At 74.5% G+C, this 17,776-nt stretch carries 13 protein-coding genes; 8 read left to right on the top strand and 5 right to left on the bottom strand.

All coding sequences use genetic code 11. The features are described 5' to 3' along the window. Position 1: 1 nt before the first annotated feature. Together ACZ4WV_RS03605 and ACZ4WV_RS03600 are read right to left on the bottom strand one after the other, a co-directional pair. Complete coding sequence (locus tag ACZ4WV_RS03605; RefSeq protein ID WP_465742388.1) at positions 2 to 211, bottom strand: hypothetical protein; 210 nt, start codon at positions 209 to 211, stop codon at positions 2 to 4. Beyond that, positions 208 to 1,668, bottom strand: coding sequence for a PspC domain-containing protein (locus tag ACZ4WV_RS03600; RefSeq protein WP_465742386.1), 1,461 nt, complete (start codon positions 1,666 to 1,668; stop codon positions 208 to 210). The genes ACZ4WV_RS03605 and ACZ4WV_RS03600 overlap by 4 nt, the downstream gene beginning before the upstream one ends. A 263-nt stretch (positions 1,669 to 1,931) precedes the next feature. Between ACZ4WV_RS03600 and ACZ4WV_RS03595 the strand changes: the two genes are divergently transcribed. The 3 genes from ACZ4WV_RS03595 (at position 1,932) to pcrA (ending at position 6,714) form a co-directional block, all read left to right on the top strand. Then, the gene (locus ACZ4WV_RS03595) at positions 1,932 to 3,305 is read left to right on the top strand and encodes an ATP-binding protein (RefSeq protein ID WP_465742673.1); all 1,374 of its coding nucleotides are present in this window, start codon (positions 1,932 to 1,934) and stop codon (positions 3,303 to 3,305) included. Next, the gene (locus tag ACZ4WV_RS03590; protein WP_465742384.1) at positions 3,298 to 4,002 is read left to right on the top strand and encodes a LuxR C-terminal-related transcriptional regulator; all 705 of its coding nucleotides are present in this window, start codon (positions 3,298 to 3,300) and stop codon (positions 4,000 to 4,002) included. Before ACZ4WV_RS03595 ends, ACZ4WV_RS03590 begins: the two co-directional genes overlap by 8 nt. Before the next feature lie 90 nt (positions 4,003 to 4,092). Continuing rightward, entirely contained in the window at positions 4,093 to 6,714 is a 2,622-nt protein-coding gene (gene pcrA / locus ACZ4WV_RS03585) for a DNA helicase PcrA (RefSeq protein WP_465742382.1), read from the top strand. Between the two features lie 39 nt (positions 6,715 to 6,753). On the opposite strand, the gene ACZ4WV_RS03580 is transcribed toward pcrA, so the two are convergent. After that, positions 6,754 to 7,542, bottom strand: a complete 789-nt coding sequence (locus ACZ4WV_RS03580; protein ID WP_465742380.1) for a M23 family metallopeptidase — start codon at positions 7,540 to 7,542, stop codon at positions 6,754 to 6,756. 350 nt (positions 7,543 to 7,892) lie between these two features. Between ACZ4WV_RS03580 and ACZ4WV_RS03575 the strand changes: the two genes are divergently transcribed. After that, positions 7,893 to 8,300, top strand: a complete 408-nt coding sequence (locus tag ACZ4WV_RS03575; RefSeq protein ID WP_350503520.1) for a cobalamin B12-binding domain-containing protein — start codon at positions 7,893 to 7,895, stop codon at positions 8,298 to 8,300. Between the two features lie 76 nt (positions 8,301 to 8,376). Here ACZ4WV_RS03575 and ACZ4WV_RS03570 read toward each other — a convergent pair whose 3' ends face one another. Continuing rightward, positions 8,377 to 10,032 (bottom strand): DUF5691 domain-containing protein, encoded by a 1,656-nt coding sequence (locus ACZ4WV_RS03570; protein ID WP_465742378.1) that lies wholly within the window; start codon positions 10,030 to 10,032, stop codon positions 8,377 to 8,379. Between the two features lie 11 nt (positions 10,033 to 10,043). Next, positions 10,044 to 11,351, bottom strand: a complete 1,308-nt coding sequence (locus ACZ4WV_RS03565) for an SWIM zinc finger family protein (RefSeq protein WP_465742376.1) — start codon at positions 11,349 to 11,351, stop codon at positions 10,044 to 10,046. A 223-nt stretch (positions 11,352 to 11,574) separates the two neighbouring features. Here ACZ4WV_RS03565 and ACZ4WV_RS03560 point away from each other — a divergent pair, with 223 nt between their 5' ends. The 4 genes from ACZ4WV_RS03560 to sucC all read left to right on the top strand — a co-directional run bounded on the left by ACZ4WV_RS03560 (position 11,575) and on the right by sucC (position 17,767). Then, positions 11,575 to 12,657, top strand: a complete 1,083-nt coding sequence (locus ACZ4WV_RS03560) for an ATP-binding protein (RefSeq protein WP_465742374.1) — start codon at positions 11,575 to 11,577, stop codon at positions 12,655 to 12,657. Further along, positions 12,654 to 15,011, top strand: coding sequence for a DUF5682 family protein (locus ACZ4WV_RS03555; RefSeq protein ID WP_465742372.1), 2,358 nt, complete (start codon positions 12,654 to 12,656; stop codon positions 15,009 to 15,011). The genes ACZ4WV_RS03560 and ACZ4WV_RS03555 overlap by 4 nt, the downstream gene beginning before the upstream one ends. Positions 15,012 to 15,092: 81 nt before the next feature. Next, positions 15,093 to 16,304, top strand: a complete 1,212-nt coding sequence (locus ACZ4WV_RS03550; RefSeq protein ID WP_465742370.1) for a VWA domain-containing protein — start codon at positions 15,093 to 15,095, stop codon at positions 16,302 to 16,304. Between the two features lie 290 nt (positions 16,305 to 16,594). Then, complete coding sequence (gene sucC, locus ACZ4WV_RS03545; RefSeq protein WP_465742368.1) at positions 16,595 to 17,767, top strand: ADP-forming succinate--CoA ligase subunit beta; 1,173 nt, start codon at positions 16,595 to 16,597, stop codon at positions 17,765 to 17,767. The last annotated feature ends 9 nt before the right edge of the window (positions 17,768 to 17,776 follow it).

Here is a 17,776-nt window from a genome sequence, read left to right as displayed (position 1 = left end):
TTCAGCCGTCGCCGTCGGGCCGGTTGCGCCGGGCGACCGCGGCCACGGCGCCGGCCAGACCGCCGACGCCCAGCACGATGAAGGCGACCGGGACGACGACCCGCCCGTTCACCGACCGGTCGTTGAGCGCCGCCACCAGGTACAGCAGGGCGATCACGGTGAACAGGCCGCCCGCGATCAACGAGAACAGGTCGAGCCGGTGCTTCCTCACTGCTGGACCACCTTGATGTCGCCGACGCCGATGCCGAGTTGGAGGTCGAGAGTGCCCTTGGAGGCATGGCCGACCGGTGGGTTGAGCACGTAGGTGTGCCGCCCGGTGCCCTTGTCGTGGTCACCGGGGACGTTGATGCTGCCGAGGCCGACCCGGGCCACCAGGTTCACCGTGACGTCCGGCGGCAGGGTGACGGTCAGCTGGCCGGCGCCGAGGTCGACCTTGGTGGCGAGGGCGCCCCCTGCGGGGTCGAGCCCGGCCAGGTCCAGCCGGATGTCACCGGCGCCCAGGTTGTAGCGGTCCTTCAGGTCGGCCGCCGAGGCGACCGTCCACGAGCGGTCGCCGATGGCGTCCTGCACGGAGTGCGGTGTGCGCCCGACGAAGGCCAGCGCCAGGGTGGCCAGCAGGCCCAGCACCGCGAGCTTGCGGGCCTTGCCGAACTTCGCCGCCAGCAGCAGGGTCAGGCCGATCACCAGCAGCCCGGTGGCCAGGACGACGGTGCTCAGCTTGGTGACCTCGGTGTGGCCGACCGAGGCGGACCAGACCGCCGTCGCCGCGCCGACGGCCAGCAGGAAGCCGAAGAAGCCCAGTGCCGAGCGCTCCCTGGGGTGCCGGACGACGGCCGGTTCGCGGCAGCCGTCCGGACGCCCCTTGCGCAGCGGGTCCCCCTCCGGCAGGTCGGGGCGCTGCCACCACGGCTGGGCCGGGCTGCCGGGCGGCGGCAGCTTCGCGCCCCCTCCGGCCTCCGGCCGGGCCCCCCGGGCGGGCGTGGCCGAGGGCACCGGGGCGGTGGCGCCGTACGGGTTGCGCTCGGGGTGGCGCGGATCCCACAGGTAGCCGCTCGGGCCGGGGGCGGGGGAGTCCGCCGGGACCGTCCCGGCCGCCTGCTCGGCGGCGTGCCGGGCCCGGGCCGACCCGTCCGGCGCGGGGCGCGGCCAAGAGTGGCCCTCGGCCTCGGGGAAGTGGCGGTCGTACGGTCCGCCGCGCCGACGCCCGCGGATCCGGCCGCGGCGGCGGTCCGGGTCGTAGCGCACCGCCAGGAAGACCAGGCCGCCGAGCAGCAGCAGCGGGAACAGCTGGTCGCCGTCGCCCATCGAGGAGAAGAACACCCCGGTGCCGATCACGGTCAGCAGCACCGCCCCGACCGACTGGCCGTCGACCCGGCCGGTCAGCACCCGCTGGAGCTCGGTCCGCGCGCCCCGGCCCTTGCCGTCGGCGGCGCCCTCGGTGGGGACGATCAGCCAGGCCAGGCCGTACAGGAACAGTCCGAGGCCGCCGGAGAGGCAGAGCACCACGGTGACCACCCGGAAGACCACCGGGTCGATGTCCAGGTGCCGCCCGAGGCCGCCGCACACGCCGGCCACCACGCGGTGGTGCTCGGCCCGGGTCAGCGGGGGGCGTTCCGGTTCCGGCGGGGCGGCGGGCCCGGCCTCCTCGATGCGGTGGTCCTCGGTCATGGGCACCATCCTTCCGGCACGGTCCGGTCCGGCCCAACCGGGCCCGGCCCTGCCCGTACCCTGACTTCTCCCTGATACCGGCTGGGGACACACCCTGATGCGCCCGGGCGGCCGCGCGTGGAACCATCGGTGGCGTGGCAGCACCCGGTACCGATCCCCGACCCCTCGCTCCCGACGCCGCGGCGCCGGGCGGCGGCGACCCGACCGCGCCCGACGGCGGGCGTCCGCCGTACCGCCGGCTCTACCGCAGCCCGCAGGGGCGGATGCTGGGCGGCGTCGCGCACGGCCTGGCGGTGCACCTCGGGCTACCGGTCCGCTGGGTGCGGCTCGCCTTCGTCCTGCTGTTCTTCGCGCAGGGCATCGGCGCGCTGCTGTACGCCGCGTTCTGGTTCGTGGTGCCGATCGGCATCGGCGAGCCCTCGCAGCGCGGCGGCACGCACTGGGTGAACGTCAACGGCGTCTACATCCCGACCTCGCCCTGGCTGCGGCCGGGCACCCGGCTGTCCAAGCCCGGCCGCGGCTGGGTCGGACGGCTGCGCGAGCTGCTCCAGCACGCCCTGCAGGGCGAGCCGGTCGCGGCTCCGGTCGGCACGGGCGAGGCCGCCGGGACCGCTGAGGCCGCCGCGGCCGCCGGGGTGACCGCGCCGCCCGCCGCGAAGAGCGGGCAGGGCGGCCTCGGCCAGCTCGCCGCCCTGGTCATGGTCGTGATCGGGCTGATCGCCCTGCTGAACGTGCTCGGCTGGCAGACCGCCAAGCCGTACACCTGGCCGCTGCTGGCGATCGGCGTGGGCGTCGCCCTGGTGTGGCGGCAGGCCGACGACTCGCGCTGGCAGCGCTGGTTCGGCATCGAGGAGGGCGAGAAGCGCCGCGGCGCCTACACCCGGGTCGGCGCCGGCGTGCTGCTCGCCGTGGCCGGCACCATCGCGCTGCTCGCCATGCAGGGCAGCGGCTCCCCGCTCGGCTCGGTGATCGAGGCCTCGCTCGCGGTGCTCGCCGGGGTGCTGGTCCTGCTCGGCCCGTACGGCCTGCGGCTGTGGCAGGACCTCGGCGCCGAGCGCACCGCCCGCATCCGCGCCCAGGAGCGCGCCGAGATCGCCGCGCACATCCACGACTCGGTGCTGCACACCCTGACCCTGATCCAGCGCCGGGCCGAGGACCCCAAGGAGGTGCTGCGGCTGGCCCGCTCCCAGGAGCGCGAGCTGCGGCTGTGGCTGTACCGCCCGGAGGCCGCGGCCGAGGCCGCGCCGGACACCATGGCGGAGACCCTGCGCGCCGCCGTCGCCGAGGTCGAGGACCGGCACGGCGTCCCCGTCGAGCTGGTCATCGTCGGCGACTGCCCGATGGACGACCGGATCGCGGCACAGATGCAGGCCGCGAGGGAGGCGACCGTCAACGCGGCCAAGTACGGTGGCGGGGGACCGGTCCAGGTCTACGCCGAGGTGGAGGGGAGGACGGTGTCGGTGTTCGTCCGCGACCACGGCCCCGGCTTCGACCCCGACACGGTGCCCGAGGACCGGATGGGCGTACGGGAGTCGATCATCGGCCGGATGAAGCGCAACGGCGGCACCGCCAGGGTGCGGCCCGCGGCGGGCGGCGGTACCGAGGTCGAGCTGGAGATGGAGAGAACGAATGACTGAGGCAGCGCCGATCGGGGTTCCCCCGACCGAAGGCGGGGGGCGCACGGCCAGGGTCGTCCTGGTGGACGACCACCGGATGTTCCGGACGGGGGTCAGGGCCGAGATCGGCCGCACCGAGGTGACCGGCATCGACGTGGTCGGCGAGGCCGACGACGTCGACTCGGCGGTGCGCGTGGTCGCCGAGACCAGGCCGGACGTGGTGCTGCTCGACGTCCACCTGCCCGGCGGCGGCGGCGTCGAGGTGCTGCGCCGCTCGGCCGCGCTGATGGGCGAGCAGGGCGGGGTCAAGTTCCTGGCGCTGTCCGTCTCGGACGCCGCCGAGGACGTCATCGGCGTCATCCGGGGCGGGGCCCGCGGCTACGTCACCAAGACCATCACCGGCACCGACCTGGTCGACGCGATCTTCCGGATCGCCGACGGCGACGCCGTCTTCTCGCCCCGGCTGGCCGGCTTCGTCCTGGACGCCTTCGCCGCCACCGACACCCCGCCGGTGGACGAGGACCTCGACCGCCTCACCCAGCGCGAGCGCGAGGTGCTGCGGCTGATCGCCCGCGGCTACGCCTACAAGGAGATCGCCAAGCAGCTCTTCATCTCGGTGAAGACCGTCGAGAGCCACGTCTCCGCCGTCCTGCGCAAACTTCAGCTCAGCAACCGCCACGAGCTCACCCGCTGGGCCACCGCGCGCCGCCTGGTCTGAGCCCGCCCCGAGCGTCGGGGCAAGCCCGTCCGGCCGGATTCCGCGGACCGGGCGGGCTTGTCCGTGGGTGGCCATAGACTCGTCAGTGCCATGAGTAGCCTCTTTGACGACCTCCCGCTCCCCGGTTTCGAGGCACCCGCCGCCGGGTCGAAGCAGCCCGCCGCCCCCCTCGACGAGGAGCCCCCGCCGTACGAGGACGACGTGCCGTACGACGCGTACGAGGAGGCCATCCCGGAGGGGCTGTTCCGGACCACCGCCTTCAAGGAGCCGGGGAGCGCCGCCGAGGCCGAGCGGGACGCCTGGTACCGCAACGGCGCCGCCCGGACGGTGGTGACCCCGGCGCAGCTGCTGGAGGGGATGAACGACCCGCAGCGCGAGGCGGTGCTGCACGCGGGCTCGCCGCTGCTGATCGTGGCCGGCGCCGGCTCCGGCAAGACCCGGGTGCTGACCCACCGGATCGCGTACCTGCTGGGCGCCCGCGGCGTGCAGCCGGGGGAGATCCTGGCGATCACCTTCACCAACAAGGCGGCCGGCGAGATGCGCGAGCGCGTCGAGGCGCTGGTCGGCCCGCGGGCCCGGGCGATGTGGGTGTCCACCTTCCACAGCGCCTGCGTGCGGATCCTGCGCCGCGAGTCCAAGCAGCTGGGCTTCACCTCCAGCTTCTCGATCTACGACTCGGCCGACTCGCAGCGGCTGATGTCGCTGGTCTGCCGCGACCTCGACCTGGACCCGAAGCAGTTCCCGCCGAAGTCCTTCACGGCGAAGATCAGCAACCTCAAGAACGAGCTGATCGACGAGGAGGCCTTCGCCGACCAGGCCGCCAACCCGATGGAGAAGAAGCTCGCCGAGGCGTACGCGCTCTACCAGCGGCGGCTGCGCGAGGCCAACGCGCTGGACTTCGACGACATCATCATGACGACGGTGAACCTGCTGCAGGCCTTCCCCGACGTCGCCGAGCACTACCGCCGCCGGTTCCGGCACATCCTGGTCGACGAGTACCAGGACACCAACCACGCCCAGTACATGCTGGTGCGCGAGCTCAGCGGGGGATCCGTCGCGGCCGCGCCCAAGCGCACCGCCGACGGCGACTTCGTGAACCCCGCCGCCGGCCGGCTCGCCGAGGTGCCCCCGGCCGAGCTGTGCGTGGTCGGTGACGCCGACCAGTCGATCTACGCCTTCCGCGGCGCGACCATCCGCAACATCCTCCAGTTCGAGGAGGACTACCCCAACGCGACCACGATCCTGCTGGAGCAGAACTACCGCTCCACCCAGACGATCCTGAGCGCCGCCAACGCCGTCATCGAGCGCAACGCCAACCGGCGCGAGAAGAAGCTCTGGACGGCCGGCGACCACGGCGAGAAGGTGATCGGCTACGTCGCCGACGACGAGCACGGCGAGGCCCAGTTCATCGCCGACGAGATCGACCGGCTCACCGACAAGGGCGAGGCCAAGCCCGGCGACGTCGCGATCTTCTACCGCACCAACGCCCAGTCCCGGGTGTTCGAGGAGGTGTTCATCCGGGTCGGCCTGCCGTACAAGGTGGTCGGCGGGGTGCGCTTCTACGAGCGCAAGGAGGTCCGGGACGTCCTGGCGTACCTGCGGGTGCTCTCCAACCCGGAGGACACCGTGCCGCTGCGCCGGATCCTCAACGTGCCCAAGCGCGGCATCGGCGAGCGGGCCGAGGCGATGATCGACGCGCTGGCCGCGCGGGAGCGGATCTCCTTCGCCCAGGCGCTGGTGCGGGTGGACGAGGCGTACGGGATGGCCGCGCGCTCGGCCAACGCGGTCAAGAAGTTCAACACCCTGATGGCCGGGCTGCGCCAGGTCGTCGAGTCGGGCGCGGGCCCGGCGGCGGTGCTGGAGGCCGTCCTGGAGGAGACCGGCTACCTGGCCGAGCTCCAGGCCTCCACCGACCCCCAGGACGAGACCCGGGTGGAGAACCTTCAGGAGCTCGCCTCCGTCGCCCTGGAGTACGAGCAGGACCCGGGCGAGCGACCGGACGCCGGGGAGGAGGGCGCGCCGCCGGTCGGCTCGCTGGCCGACTTCCTGGAGCGGGTCGCCCTGGTCGCCGACTCGGACCAGATCCCCGACGAGGACGAGGAGGGGCAGGGCGTCATCACGATGATGACCCTGCACACCGCCAAGGGCCTGGAGTTCCCCGTCGTCTTCCTGACCGGCATGGAGGACGGGATCTTCCCGCACATGCGGGCGCTCAACCAGGTCAAGGAGCTGGAGGAGGAACGCCGGCTCGCGTACGTGGGGCTCACCCGGGCGCGGGAGCGGCTCTACCTGACCCGTTCGGTGCTGCGCAGCGCGTGGGGGCAGCCGGCCTACAACCCGGCCTCGCGGTTCCTGGAGGAGATCCCGGACACGCTGGTCGAGTGGAAGCGGACGGGCGCGGCGCAGGCGCCGGCCGGCCGCGGCTTCTCCTGGGGCAAGTCCTCGTCGGGCGGGTCGCGCTCCGGCGGATCCTCGTCGGCGGCCGCCTCGCCGAAGGCGGGCTGGGGCCAGTCGGCGCGCCGCTCCGGCAAGGTCGTCGAGCGCGATGTCGTCTCGCTCGCGGTCGGGGACAGGGTCACCCACGACACCTTCGGGCTGGGCACCGTGGTGGGTGTCACCGGCGTCGGCGACCGGGCACAGGCCACGGTCGACTTCGGCTCGGAGGGGCGCAAGCAGCTGCTGCTGCGCTACGCGCCGGTGGAGAAGCTGTAGCGGGGCCGCCCCGGGCGAGGGATGTCCCGCGCCCGGGGTTCAGCGCGGGTCGAGCCCGTTCGCGAGGAACCAGGGCAGCGGGTCGACCGGTGCGCCGGCCTGCGGCCGGACCTCGAAGTGCAGGTGCGGCCCGGTGCTGTTGCCGCTGCTGCCGACGAAGGCGATCACGTCGCCCTGCTTCACCGGGCCTTTGCGCACCTTGTAGGCGCGCAGGTGGCAGAACCAGGCCTCGGTGCCGTCGCTCATCTTCAGGATCGACATGTAGCCGTAGAACGGATTCCACTGGGTGCGGACCGTGCCGTCGGAGACGGCGTAGACCTCGGAGCCGCCGTCCACCGGGAAGTCGATGCCGGTGTGCCGCCGGGCCCAGTGGGTGCCGGCCGCGCCGAACAACTCGCCGAGGCCGTGTTGCGCGACGGGCATGACCACCTTGGGCTTGGCCGGTTCGGCGGTCGGTTGGGCCGTCGGGGCGTCGGTGGGCCGTCCGTCTCCGGGCTGGGCGCCGGCCAGCGGCTGGCGGGCGTCGCCGCGCGAGGCCTGGGCCTGGCCGGTGGAGTCCACGGCCTGTCGGGCCGTCTGCCGGGCGGCCGTGGCGTCCGTGGCGTCGGCTGCCGCCGCCTGCGGCGGCGCCTGGCCGGCCTGGTCCTGCACCACCGTGACGGCCGCCGCCCCGGCGACCCCGAGCGCGGCGACCGAGGGGACCGCGACCCGGAACAGCGCGGCCCGGGTGGCCGCCCTGGCGGCGCCGCGACGCTGGGCGCGGGACTGCTCGCGGGCGGCGAGGCGCAGCTCCGCACGGGTCGGGCGGGCGGCTGCGTCGGGAGCCATCAGGGGCTGCCTCCTCGGTGGGCCTCGGGCACGTCATCGGGCACGGGGTGATCAGCCGTGACTGTAGCCGCAAGGCCGACGCCCCGGAAAAACCTCCGGATGTCAAGGGGTCGGCCGGGGGGCTCGCCCGCGCACGTCTGTACGAAGGGGCCCGGGACCGGTATACCCACTGGTAGCAAGGCCTGGGGCTGTGACTTTGCCCTCCTCTTGGGAGGCGGCGCGGCCAACCGGGCCGGGTGGCGCTAATCTCCCCTCAGGTTGGTTGGTTATCGAGCGTTAACCGCGTTAACCGCGCCCGTGGGCCCACAAGGTCCGGTCGGATAGTGGACGACGAGGTCCAGGAGGCAGTGATGAGTGTGTCGGGGCCGATCCGTGTGGTGGTCGCCAAGCCGGGGCTCGACGGTCACGACCGGGGCGCCAAGGTCATCGCGCGCGCCCTGCGCGACGCCGGCATGGAGGTCATCTACACCGGGCTGCACCAGACGCCCGAGCAGGTGGTCGACACCGCGATCCAGGAGGACGCGGACGGCATCGGGCTGTCGATCCTCTCCGGCGCCCACATGACGCTGTGCGCGCGGGTGCTGGAGCTGTTGAAGGAGCGCGACGCGGAGGACATCAAGGTCTTCTGTGGCGGCATCATCCCGGACGAGGACATCGCGGAGCTCAAGGCGATGGGCGTCGCGGACATCTTCACTCCGGGCACGCCCACCCGGGACGTGGTGGCCTGGGTCGAGGCCAACCTGCGCGCCGCCGGCTGAGCTTCGGCGCGACGAGCAACCGCGCTTCGGCGCGACGAGCGGGCCGGTCCGGGTGCGGACCGGCCCGCTCCGCCGTTCACGACGCCGGTCCGGCCGTCAGCTCGTCCAGCATCGCCGCCCGGAAGCGCAGGGTCCCGGCCAGCCGGGCGAAGGTCTCCGACCAGGCGGAGTCGGGGGCGGCCCCGGCGGCCAGCTCGTCCACCGCGGCGGCCGTCTCCGGGGCGAGCGCGCGTTCCGTCATTCCGAGCACCCCGCTGTGGCTCCACGGGTAGGCGCCGGAGGCGGCGGCGCGGGCCAGCGCCGTCACCACCGCGGTGGACAGCGGCGGTGACCACGGGGTGGCGCAGGCGCCGAGGAGTTGGAAGGCCTCGCCCAAGCCGTGCACCTCGATGAAGGCGGCCGTCCAGGCGGCCCGCTCCTCGGGCGGCAGGACGGCCAGCAGTTTGGCCGGCGCCCCGGTGACCCGCTGGGTCCGGCCCCGTCCGGCGCCGCGGGCCGGCGGTACGGGCGCGGGGCCGAGCAGCGCCCGGGCCCACTCGGCATCCTGCTGGCGGACGGCGGCGCGAGCCCAGGCCTCGCGCAGGTCGTCGGCCCAACTGCTGCTGGTCTCGTCCACGCTGTCGCCGACCCGCAGCGCGAGCAGCTGCCCGGGCGTCAGGCCGGTGCTCCGCGACCAGATCGCGAGCGGGGCGGCGGCCACCACCTCGCCGAACCACCAGGCCCGTTCGCCGCGGCCGGTGGGCGAGGTGGGCGCGATGCCGTCGCGCTGCATCCGCTCGTCGCATTCGGCGGGCGGGGTGACCAGCAGATGGGTGCCGTTCTCCGCGAGGCGGACGGCGGCCAGCGCCCGCTCGGCCATCCGCAGCGCGAGCGCGGAGCCGGGCAGGGTGGACAGCAGCTCGGCGGCGGTGGCCCGGACGTTCTTGCTGCGGTCGCCGAGGGCGGCCTCCAGGAACGGTTCGTCGGCGGGGGAGAGGCCGTCCTGCAGGGCGTCCAGGAAGAGCAGCCGGTCCTCGGCGCGCTCGGTGGACCAGGTGCTGCGCAGCAGCTCCAGCCCGGCGGCCGGATCGCTGCGGCGCAGCAGGGTGAGGTGGGTGACCCGCTCGGCGAACAGGCCCTCGTGCCACAGCCGGTGGTCGCTGGGCTCGCCCGGTTGCTGGGCCGGCTCGGGCGGGGCGGTGCGCAGCACGAACCGCCAGTCGGGGTTCTGCTCGGCCAGCCAGCGGCCCAGCGGGCCGGCCAATGCGACGGCGTCGGGGCGCAGTTCGCTGCGCGCGCGGGCGGCGTCGAGCAGGCCGGGTATCAGTGCGGCGGGTGGGTGCAGGCCCCGGGCGCGGGCGGTGGCGAGCCATTGCGGCAGCAGTTCGGCAAGGTTGGCCAGGCCGGCAGAACCGGCCGCACTGGCCGGACGGGCCGGATCGGCCAGAGCGCCGCCGCTGCCGCCGGAGCGTCCGGCGAGCAGCACGGCCAGTCGACGGGCGGCGGCCTCGGGCAGCTCGGGACGGGTGTCGCGGGGTGCGGGCGGGCCGGGCGGTTCGACGGCCGGTACGGGCAGCGCCCCGGCCCGACGGCGGACGGTCGCCAGCGCGGCCAGCTCCAGCAGCGCAGTGGCCGGGTCGTCCGGGTCCACGGCCTCGGCGAACGGCAGGGCGGTGGCCGGGACGGGGCGGCGGTCGGTGCCGAGCAGGGCGCTGGTCCGCAGGGTCGCCCACGGGTCCTGGGTGATCGTCATGCTCCGTCCTCCTACGGGTTGGTGAGTCCGACCGGGCGGTGGTCGGCGGGCCAGGCCGTGACCGGGGCGAAGCCCTGGTGGCCGTACTCGCCGAAGACGGTCAGCGGGCGGCCGGTGGAGACCGCGGCCAGCCGCCACAGCGCCGCCTCCGGGACGGCCGAGGCGCGGACCGGGACGGTGTGGTGGCCGTCCGTCAGGTGCCAGCCCTCCGGTGCGCGGACCGGGACGACTCCGGTGAGCACGGTCGGCCAGCTGTCCAGCCACGGGTCGTCGGCCACCGCGGTGCCGTACCCGGCCACCGCCTCGGCGACGGTGAGCCCGGCGGGCGCCGCGGCCGGGCCGGGCTCCGGGGCGCCGTAGCGGGTGCCGAGTGCGGCGCGCAGCGGGCGGGCACCGGGGTGGTAGGCCAGCTCGGCCTCCAGCAGGTGGCCGGTGCGCAGGGCGAGGTCGGGGGCCTGGCCGGGGCGGCCGAAGGCGAGCAGCAGGGCGTGGCGGCCGGTCTTGGCGCCGCGCAGCCACACCCGGCGGGTGGTGAGCCGCTCGTCCGCGGTGTCCCGGCTGCCGAGCACCAGCCAGCGGTCCCGGACGGTGGGCCCGGCCAGCACCTCGGCGGCGTCCAGGGTGTAGCCGACCCGGGTGCGGACGGTGGCGGCCAGCTCGGGCGGCAGTTCGTCGACCCGGGTGGCGGCGGTCGCGAGCAGGTGCAGCATCGCGTACTCCTCGAGCATCCGTTCCTCCGGCAGGGTGTCCAGCTCCCGTATGCGGGTGGCCAGTCCGGGGGCCTGGGCGTCGACCATCCGGGCGGCGACCTCCTCCCAGGGCCCGGCGGTGGACTGGTCGGCCAGGCCGTGCCGGATCCGGTCGGCCAGGCGCAGCCGCAGCTCGGCCGCGCCGGCCGCGACCCGGGCGCCGCGCCGCTCGGACCGACGGCGGGCGGCCTCCGGATCCGCCGGGGGCGACGGCGGTGCCGCGCGCTTCGCGGCGCGCTCCTGCCGCGCCTTGAGCCAGTCGGCCGCCCACTCGGCGGGCTCGCCGGCCGGGACGGCCTCGGCGGCGGCGCTCCACAGCAGGAGGAGCCCGAGCGCGTGCTTGCACGGGAACTTCCGGCTGGGGCAGCTGCACTGGTAGGCGGGCGTGGCGAGTTCGACCACCGTGCGGTACGGCGTCCGGCCGCTGCCCCGGCACTCGCCCCAGAGCGAGGCGCCGTCAGTGCCCGTCCCGGACCAGGGCGCGGGCGAGGAGAGCTTGCCCGCGGCCTTCCGCGACGCGGCGTCAGGTGCCAGGGACAGGACGTGTTCGGTGCTCCAGCGTTCCTCCATGCGACCGACGGTAGGCGGCGGCACTGACAGCGGCTGACTGACCGTCCGCTGAGCGCACCCGGCGCCCGGCTCCTCGCCGTCAGCCGTCGTCCGCCGCCGGCCGCCGTTGTCAGTGGCGCGTTGCAGGGTTGGTTCCCACAGGCCGGGACGCCGACCTGGCTCCCCCCGATCACCCTGCCGCCGGGCCACCCGTGTGCCCGGCGGCCGACCCGAAGGAGCCCTCATGACCGACGTTCTGCGGCAGCACGCCGAGGACGCCTTCGCCGGCGAACTGGCCGCCCTGGCCGCGCAGGACGACCGTCCGCGCCCCGAGCGCTGGAAGCTCTCGCCGTGGGCCGTGGCGACCTACCTGCTCGGCGGCGACCTGCCCGACGGCACCACGATCACCCCCAAGTACATCGGCCCGCGGCGGGTGGTGGAGGTCGCCGTGACCACCCTGGCGACGGACCGCGCACTCCTGCTGCTCGGCGTGCCCGGCACCGCCAAGACCTGGGTGTCCGAGCACCTGGCCGCGGCGATCAGCGGCGACTCCACCCTGCTGGTGCAGGGCACCGCCGGCACCCCCGAGGAGGCCGTCCGGTACGGCTGGAACTACGCCCAGCTGCTCACCCGCGGCCCCAGCCGGGAGGCCCTGGTGCCCTCGCCGCTGATGCGGGCGATGGCCGACGGCCGGATCGCCCGGGTCGAGGAGCTGACCCGCATCCCCGCCGACGTGCAGGACAGTCTGATCACCATCCTGTCCGAGAAGACGCTGCCGATACCGGAACTGGGCACCGAGACCCAGGCCGTGCGCGGCTTCAACGTGATCGCCACCGCCAACGACCGGGACCGCGGCGTCAACGAGCTGTCCAGCGCGCTGCGCCGCCGCTTCAACACCGTCGTGCTGCCGCTGCCCGGCTCGCTGGAGGAGGAGGTCGACATCGTCACCCGGCGGGTCAACCAGCTCGGCCGCTCCCTGGAACTGCCCGAACTGCCGGGCGGCGCCGAGGAGATCAGGCGGGTGGTCACCGTCTTCCGCGAGCTGCGGGCCGGCGTCACGGTGGACGGCCGGACGAAGGTCAAGACCCCGAGCGGCACCCTCTCCACCGCCGAGGCGATCTCGGTGGTGACCAACGGCCTGGCCCTGGCCTCCCACTTCGGCGACGGCGTGCTGCGCGCCGGGGACGTGACGGCCGGCATCCTCGGCGCCGTCGTTCGCGACCCGGTCGCCGACCGGGCGGTGTGGCGCGAGTACGTCGAAGGGGTGGTGCGCGAGCGCGACGGCTGGAAGGACTTCTACCGCGCCGCCCGCGAGGTGACGGCATGACCGAAGTCGCCTTGCTGGGGATCCGGCACCACGGACCCGGCTCGGCCCGGGCGGTGGCCGCCGCGCTGACGCAGTGGCAGCCGGACGCGGTGCTGATCGAGGGTCCGCCGGAGGCCGAGGGCATCGTCCACCTCGCCGCCGGGAAGGACCTCGTCCCGCCGGTCGCCCTGCTCGCCCACGCCGTGGACGACCCGGCCCGGGCCGCCTTCTGGCCGTACGCCGAGTTCTCCCCGGAGTGGGTGGCGATCCGCCACGGCGTCGAGCACGACCTGCCGGTGCACTTCATCGACCTGCCCGCCGGGTACGGCTTCGAGCCGCTCACCGCAGCCGATGGCAGCGAAGGTACCGCCGCTGCCGGGCCGGCCGCCGACCCGCTGGCCCTGCTCGCCGAAGCCGCCGGGTACGACGACCCGGAGCGCTGGTGGGAGGACGTCATCGAGCACCGCGCCCCCGGCGCGGACGCGCTGGCGCCGTTCGCCGCCGTCGCCGAGGCGATGGGCGCGCTGCGCGCCGAGGGCCTCGGCGAGTCCCGCCGGGACCAGCTGCGCGAGGCGCACATGCGCCAGCGGATCCGCGCCGCCCGCCGCGCCGGCCACCACCGGATCGCCGTGGTGTGCGGGGCCTTCCACGTCCCCGCGCTGGCGGAGATGCCCACCGTCGCCCACGACCGGGCGCTGCTCGCCGAGTTGCCGAAGAAGGTGCGGGCGGACATCACCTGGATCCCGTGGACGCACCGCCGGCTCTCCCAGTCCACCGGCTACGGCGCGGGCGTCCAGTCGCCGGGCTGGTACCACCACCTGTTCACCACCACGGGCGACCCGGTGCCGCGCTGGCTCACCCGGGCCGCCGAACTGCTGCGCGCCGAGGACCACCCGGTCTCCTCCGCGCACGTCATCGAGGCGGTCCGGCTCGCCGAGAGCCTCGCGGTGCTGCGCGGCCGCCCGCTCGCCGGGCTGACCGAGACCCTGGACGCCGTCCGCGCGGTGCTCTGCGAGGGCTCGGACGTCGCCCTGGAGCTCGTCCGGGACCGGCTGGTGGTCGGCGACGCGCTCGGCGAAGTCCCGGACGCCGCACCGACGGTGCCGCTGCAGCGCGACCTCGCCCGGCTGCAGCGCTCGCTGCGGCTCAAGCCCGGGGCCGCACCCCGGGACCTCGACCTGGACCTGCGCAAGGACACCGACGCCGCCCGCTCCCGGCTGCTGCACCGGCTGCGGCTGCTGGGCGTCGAGTGGGGCGTGCCCGCCCGCTCCTCGGTCGCCTCCACCGGCACCTTCCGGGAGAGCTGGCGGTTGTGCTGGCAGCCCGAGTTCGCGGTGCGGATCGCCGAGGCCGCCCAGTGGGGCACCACGGTCGAGGCGGCCGCCGGCAACAAGGCGGTCGGCGCCGCCCGCGCCGCCGGCGAACTCGCCGAGCTGACCGGCCTGGTGGAGACCTGTCTGCTGGCCGGGCTGTCCGGCGCGCTGCCCGTCGTGATGCGGGTGCTCGCCGACTGCGCGGCGCTGGACACCGACGTCGCCCACCTCGCCGGCGCGCTGCCCGCGCTGGTCCGCGCGCTGCGCTACGGCGACGTGCGCGGTACCGACCACGGCGCGCTCGCCGGAGTCGCGGTGGGCCTGGCCGAGCGGATTTGCGTCGGACTGCCGCCCGCCTGCGTCGGCGTGGACGCGGAGAGCGCGGCGGCGATGCGCGCCCGGATCGACGAAGTGCACGGCGCGATCGGTCTGCTCACCTCCGCCGGGCCGGGGACCGGCGACGCAGCGGCGGACGCGGACGGCCTGGACGGCCCACACGTTCCGGGCGCGCCGAGTGATCCGGCAGGCCTGGCCGACCGCTGGGCCGCCACCCTGCGCTCGCTGGCCGCTCGTGAGCCCTCCGGCGGACCGGCCACCGGCGCCCCCGGTGTGCTGCGCGGCCGGGCCGTCCGGCTGCTGCTCGACGACGGCCGGCTCGACTCCGAGCAGGCCGGCCGCCGGCTACGGCTGGCCCTGTCCGTCGCCAACGCCCCGGCCGACGCGGCCGGTTGGGTGGAGGGCTTCCTCACTGGCGGTGGCGCCCTGCTGCTGCACGACCCCCGGCTGCTCGCCCTGCTGGACGAGTGGCTGACCGGGGTGAGCGGCGAGGTCTTCATCGGCGTCCTGCCCCTGCTGCGCCGCACCTTCGCCGGGCTGGAGGCGGGCGTGCGCACCACCATCGGCAGTCGGGTCGCGGCCGGCCCGCTGGGCGCGCCCCCGGCGGAGCCCGAGACGGCCGGTGAACTGGACCGGGACCGCGCCGACGCCGCCGTCCCCGTGGTGGCCCTGCTGCTCGGCGCCCGCCCGAGGATCCCCCGGCAGGCCACCGGCCGTAACACCTGAGCACCACGACAGCCGAGCACCGCGACACCTGAGCACCGCGACACCCGACCACTGCGGTACCCGCTGAAGGAGGAGGACGAGATGGCAGCGCCCACGACCGACGAACGGCTGCGCCGCTGGCGCCTGGTACTCGGCGGCGAGGCATGGGGGCACCTCAGGCCGGAGACCGGGGGAAGCACCGGCTGCACCCTGCGCGGCCGCGACGCCGCGATGGACGGCGCCCTGGCCGCGCTCTACCGGAGCGCCCCCGAGCAGGACGGCGGCCGGGCCGCCCGCGGGGGCCGCCGCAGCGCCGGGCTCGGCGGCTCGGCCCCGCAGGTGGCCCGCTGGCTGGGCGACATCCGCACGTACTTCCCGTCCACCGTCGTCCAGCTGATGCAGCAGGACGCGATCACCCGGCTCGGCCTGGACCGGCTGCTGCTGGAGCCGGAGATGCTGGAGGCCGTCGAACCGGACGTGCACCTGGTCGGCACCCTGCTGTCGCTCAAGCACGCGCTGCCGGAGACCACCCGGGAGACCGCCCGCGCCGTGGTCGGCAAGGTGGTCGCCGACCTGGAGCGCCGGCTCGCGGACCGGACCAGGGCCACCCTGGGCGGCGCCCTCGACCGCAGCGCCAAGGTGAACCGGCCGCGCCACCGGGACATCGACTGGGACCGGACGATCCGGGCCAACCTGAAGAACTATCTGCCCGAGCACGGCACCGTCGTCCCCGAGCGGCTGGTCGGCTACGCCCGCGCCCAGCGCGCGGTGAAGAAGGACGTCATCCTCTGCGTCGACCAGTCCGGCTCGATGGCGCCGTCGGTGGTGCACTCGGCGGTCTTCGGCGCGGTGCTCTCCTCGATGCGCACCCTGGACACCCGGCTGGTCGTCTTCGACACCTCGGTGGTGGACCTCACCGAACAGCTCACCGACCCGGTGGACGTCCTGTTCGCCACCCAGCTCGGCGGCGGCACCGACATCAACCGTGCGCTCGCCTACTGCCAGTCGAGGATCACCCGGCCCTCCGAGACCGTCGTGGTGCTGATCAGCGACCTCTACGAGGGCGGCATCCGGGACGGCATGCTCAAGCGGGTCGCCGCGATGAAGGCGGCCGGCGTCCAGTTCATCGCCCTGCTCGCGCTGTCCGACGAGGGCGCACCGGCGTACGACCACGCCCACGCGGCCGCGCTGGCCGCCCTCGGCGCCCCGGCCTTCGCCTGCACCCCGGACGTCTTCCCCGAGATCATGGCGGCGGCGATCGAGAAGCGTCCGCTCCCGTGGCACCTGGTCAAGGGGGCGGAACAGGGGGTGTGACGGCCTCACCCGGGCGGGTGAACCCGCCCGATCGGCGGACCGGGCGTCCGGGCTGATCTGTGACGGTTCTCACCCAAGCCGGACAGGCCCCGGGCGGAACAGGCCCGTCCCACGGGGATAACCTGCCAGACGGACGTGACGCGCGTGTTGATTGACGTGTGCGCCCGTGGCTGTGTGGGCCGCAAGGCCGTACCTCTGCGTACCCGCACCGCCCCGACGACCCGCAGCGAAGATCCTGCCGTGGCACGCTCGTAGAGACACAATCCGCGACCACGAACAAGGACAAACACGTGGACCTGTTCGAGTACCAGGCGAGGGACCTCTTCGCCAAGCACGGTGTGCCCGTGCTTGACGGCGATGTCATCGAGACCGCCGCAGACGCTGCCGCCATCGCGGAGCGCTTCGGCGGCCGCGCCGTCGTCAAGGCTCAGGTGAAGGTGGGTGGCCGAGGCAAGGCCGGTGGCGTCAAGCTCGCCGCCGACCCGGCGGACGCCGTCGCCAAGGCCGAGCAGATCCTCGGCATGGACATCAAGGGCCACACCGTGCACAAGGTGATGCTGGCCCAGACCGCGGACATCCAGGAGGAGTACTACGTCTCCTACCTGCTCGACCGCGCCAACCGCACCTTCCTGGCCATGGCCAGCGTCGAGGGCGGCATGGACATCGAGGAGGTCGCGGCCACCAAGCCCGAGGCCCTCGCGAAGATCCCGGTGGACGCGAACGAGGGCGTGACCGCGGAGAAGGCCGCCGAGATCGTGGCCGCCGCGAAGTTCCCGGCCGACGTCGCCCCGCAGATCGCCGAGGTCCTGCAGACCCTGTGGACCGTCTTCGTCAAGGAGGACGCCCTCCTCGTCGAGGTCAACCCGCTGATCAAGTCCGGTGACGGCAAGATCATCGCTCTCGACGGCAAGGTTTCGCTGGACGCGAACGCCGACTTCCGCCAGCCCGAGCACGAGGCGCTGGAGGACAAGGCCGCGGCCAACCCGCTGGAGGCCGCCGCCAAGGCCAAGGGCCTGAACTACGTCAAGCTCGACGGCCAGGTCGGCATCATCGGCAACGGCGCGGGCCTCGTCATGAGCACCCTCGACGTGGTCGCCTACGCCGGTGAGAACCACGGCGGCGTTAAGCCCGCCAACTTCCTCGACATCGGCGGCGGCGCCTCGGCCGAGGTCATGGCGAACGGCCTGGAGATCATCCTGGGCGACCCCGACGTCAAGTCGGTCTTCGTCAACGTCTTCGGCGGCATCACCGCCTGTGACGCGGTCGCCAACGGCATCGTGCAGGCCCTGGCCCTCCTCGAGGAGAAGGGCGAGGAGGTCACCAAGCCGCTGGTCGTCCGTCTGGACGGCAACAACGCCGAGCTGGGTCGCAAGATCCTGACCGACGCCAACCACCCGCTGGTTCAGCAGGTGGACACCATGGACGGCGCCGCGGACCGCGCCGCCGAGCTGGCCAACAAGTAAGGAAGGGGA

This window comes from Kitasatospora sp. NPDC029312 (genome assembly GCF_055569215.1).
This window is presented reverse-complemented; position numbering and strand designations above follow the sequence as displayed.

What these genes read in the sequence shown, in the direction of transcription:
- ACZ4WV_RS03590 (WP_465742384.1), top strand. Translation starts at nt 3,298, where the DNA reads ATGACTGAGGCAGCGCCGATCGGGGTTCCCCCGACCGAAGGCGGGGGG.
- ACZ4WV_RS03575 (WP_350503520.1), top strand. Translation starts at nt 7,893, where the DNA reads ATGAGTGTGTCGGGGCCGATCCGTGTGGTGGTCGCCAAGCCGGGGCTC.
- ACZ4WV_RS03555 (WP_465742372.1), top strand. Translation starts at nt 12,654, where the DNA reads ATGACCGAAGTCGCCTTGCTGGGGATCCGGCACCACGGACCCGGCTCG.
- ACZ4WV_RS03595 (WP_465742673.1), top strand. Translation starts at nt 1,932, where the DNA reads ATGCTGGGCGGCGTCGCGCACGGCCTGGCGGTGCACCTCGGGCTACCG.
- ACZ4WV_RS03560 (WP_465742374.1), top strand. Translation starts at nt 11,575, where the DNA reads ATGACCGACGTTCTGCGGCAGCACGCCGAGGACGCCTTCGCCGGCGAA.
- ACZ4WV_RS03550 (WP_465742370.1), top strand. Translation starts at nt 15,093, where the DNA reads ATGGCAGCGCCCACGACCGACGAACGGCTGCGCCGCTGGCGCCTGGTA.
- ACZ4WV_RS03570 (WP_465742378.1), bottom strand. Translation starts at nt 10,032, where the DNA reads ATGACGATCACCCAGGACCCGTGGGCGACCCTGCGGACCAGCGCCCTG.
- pcrA (WP_465742382.1), top strand. Translation starts at nt 4,093, where the DNA reads ATGAGTAGCCTCTTTGACGACCTCCCGCTCCCCGGTTTCGAGGCACCC.
- ACZ4WV_RS03580 (WP_465742380.1), bottom strand. Translation starts at nt 7,542, where the DNA reads ATGGCTCCCGACGCAGCCGCCCGCCCGACCCGTGCGGAGCTGCGCCTC.
- ACZ4WV_RS03565 (WP_465742376.1), bottom strand. Translation starts at nt 11,351, where the DNA reads ATGGAGGAACGCTGGAGCACCGAACACGTCCTGTCCCTGGCACCTGAC.
- ACZ4WV_RS03600 (WP_465742386.1), bottom strand. Translation starts at nt 1,668, where the DNA reads ATGACCGAGGACCACCGCATCGAGGAGGCCGGGCCCGCCGCCCCGCCG.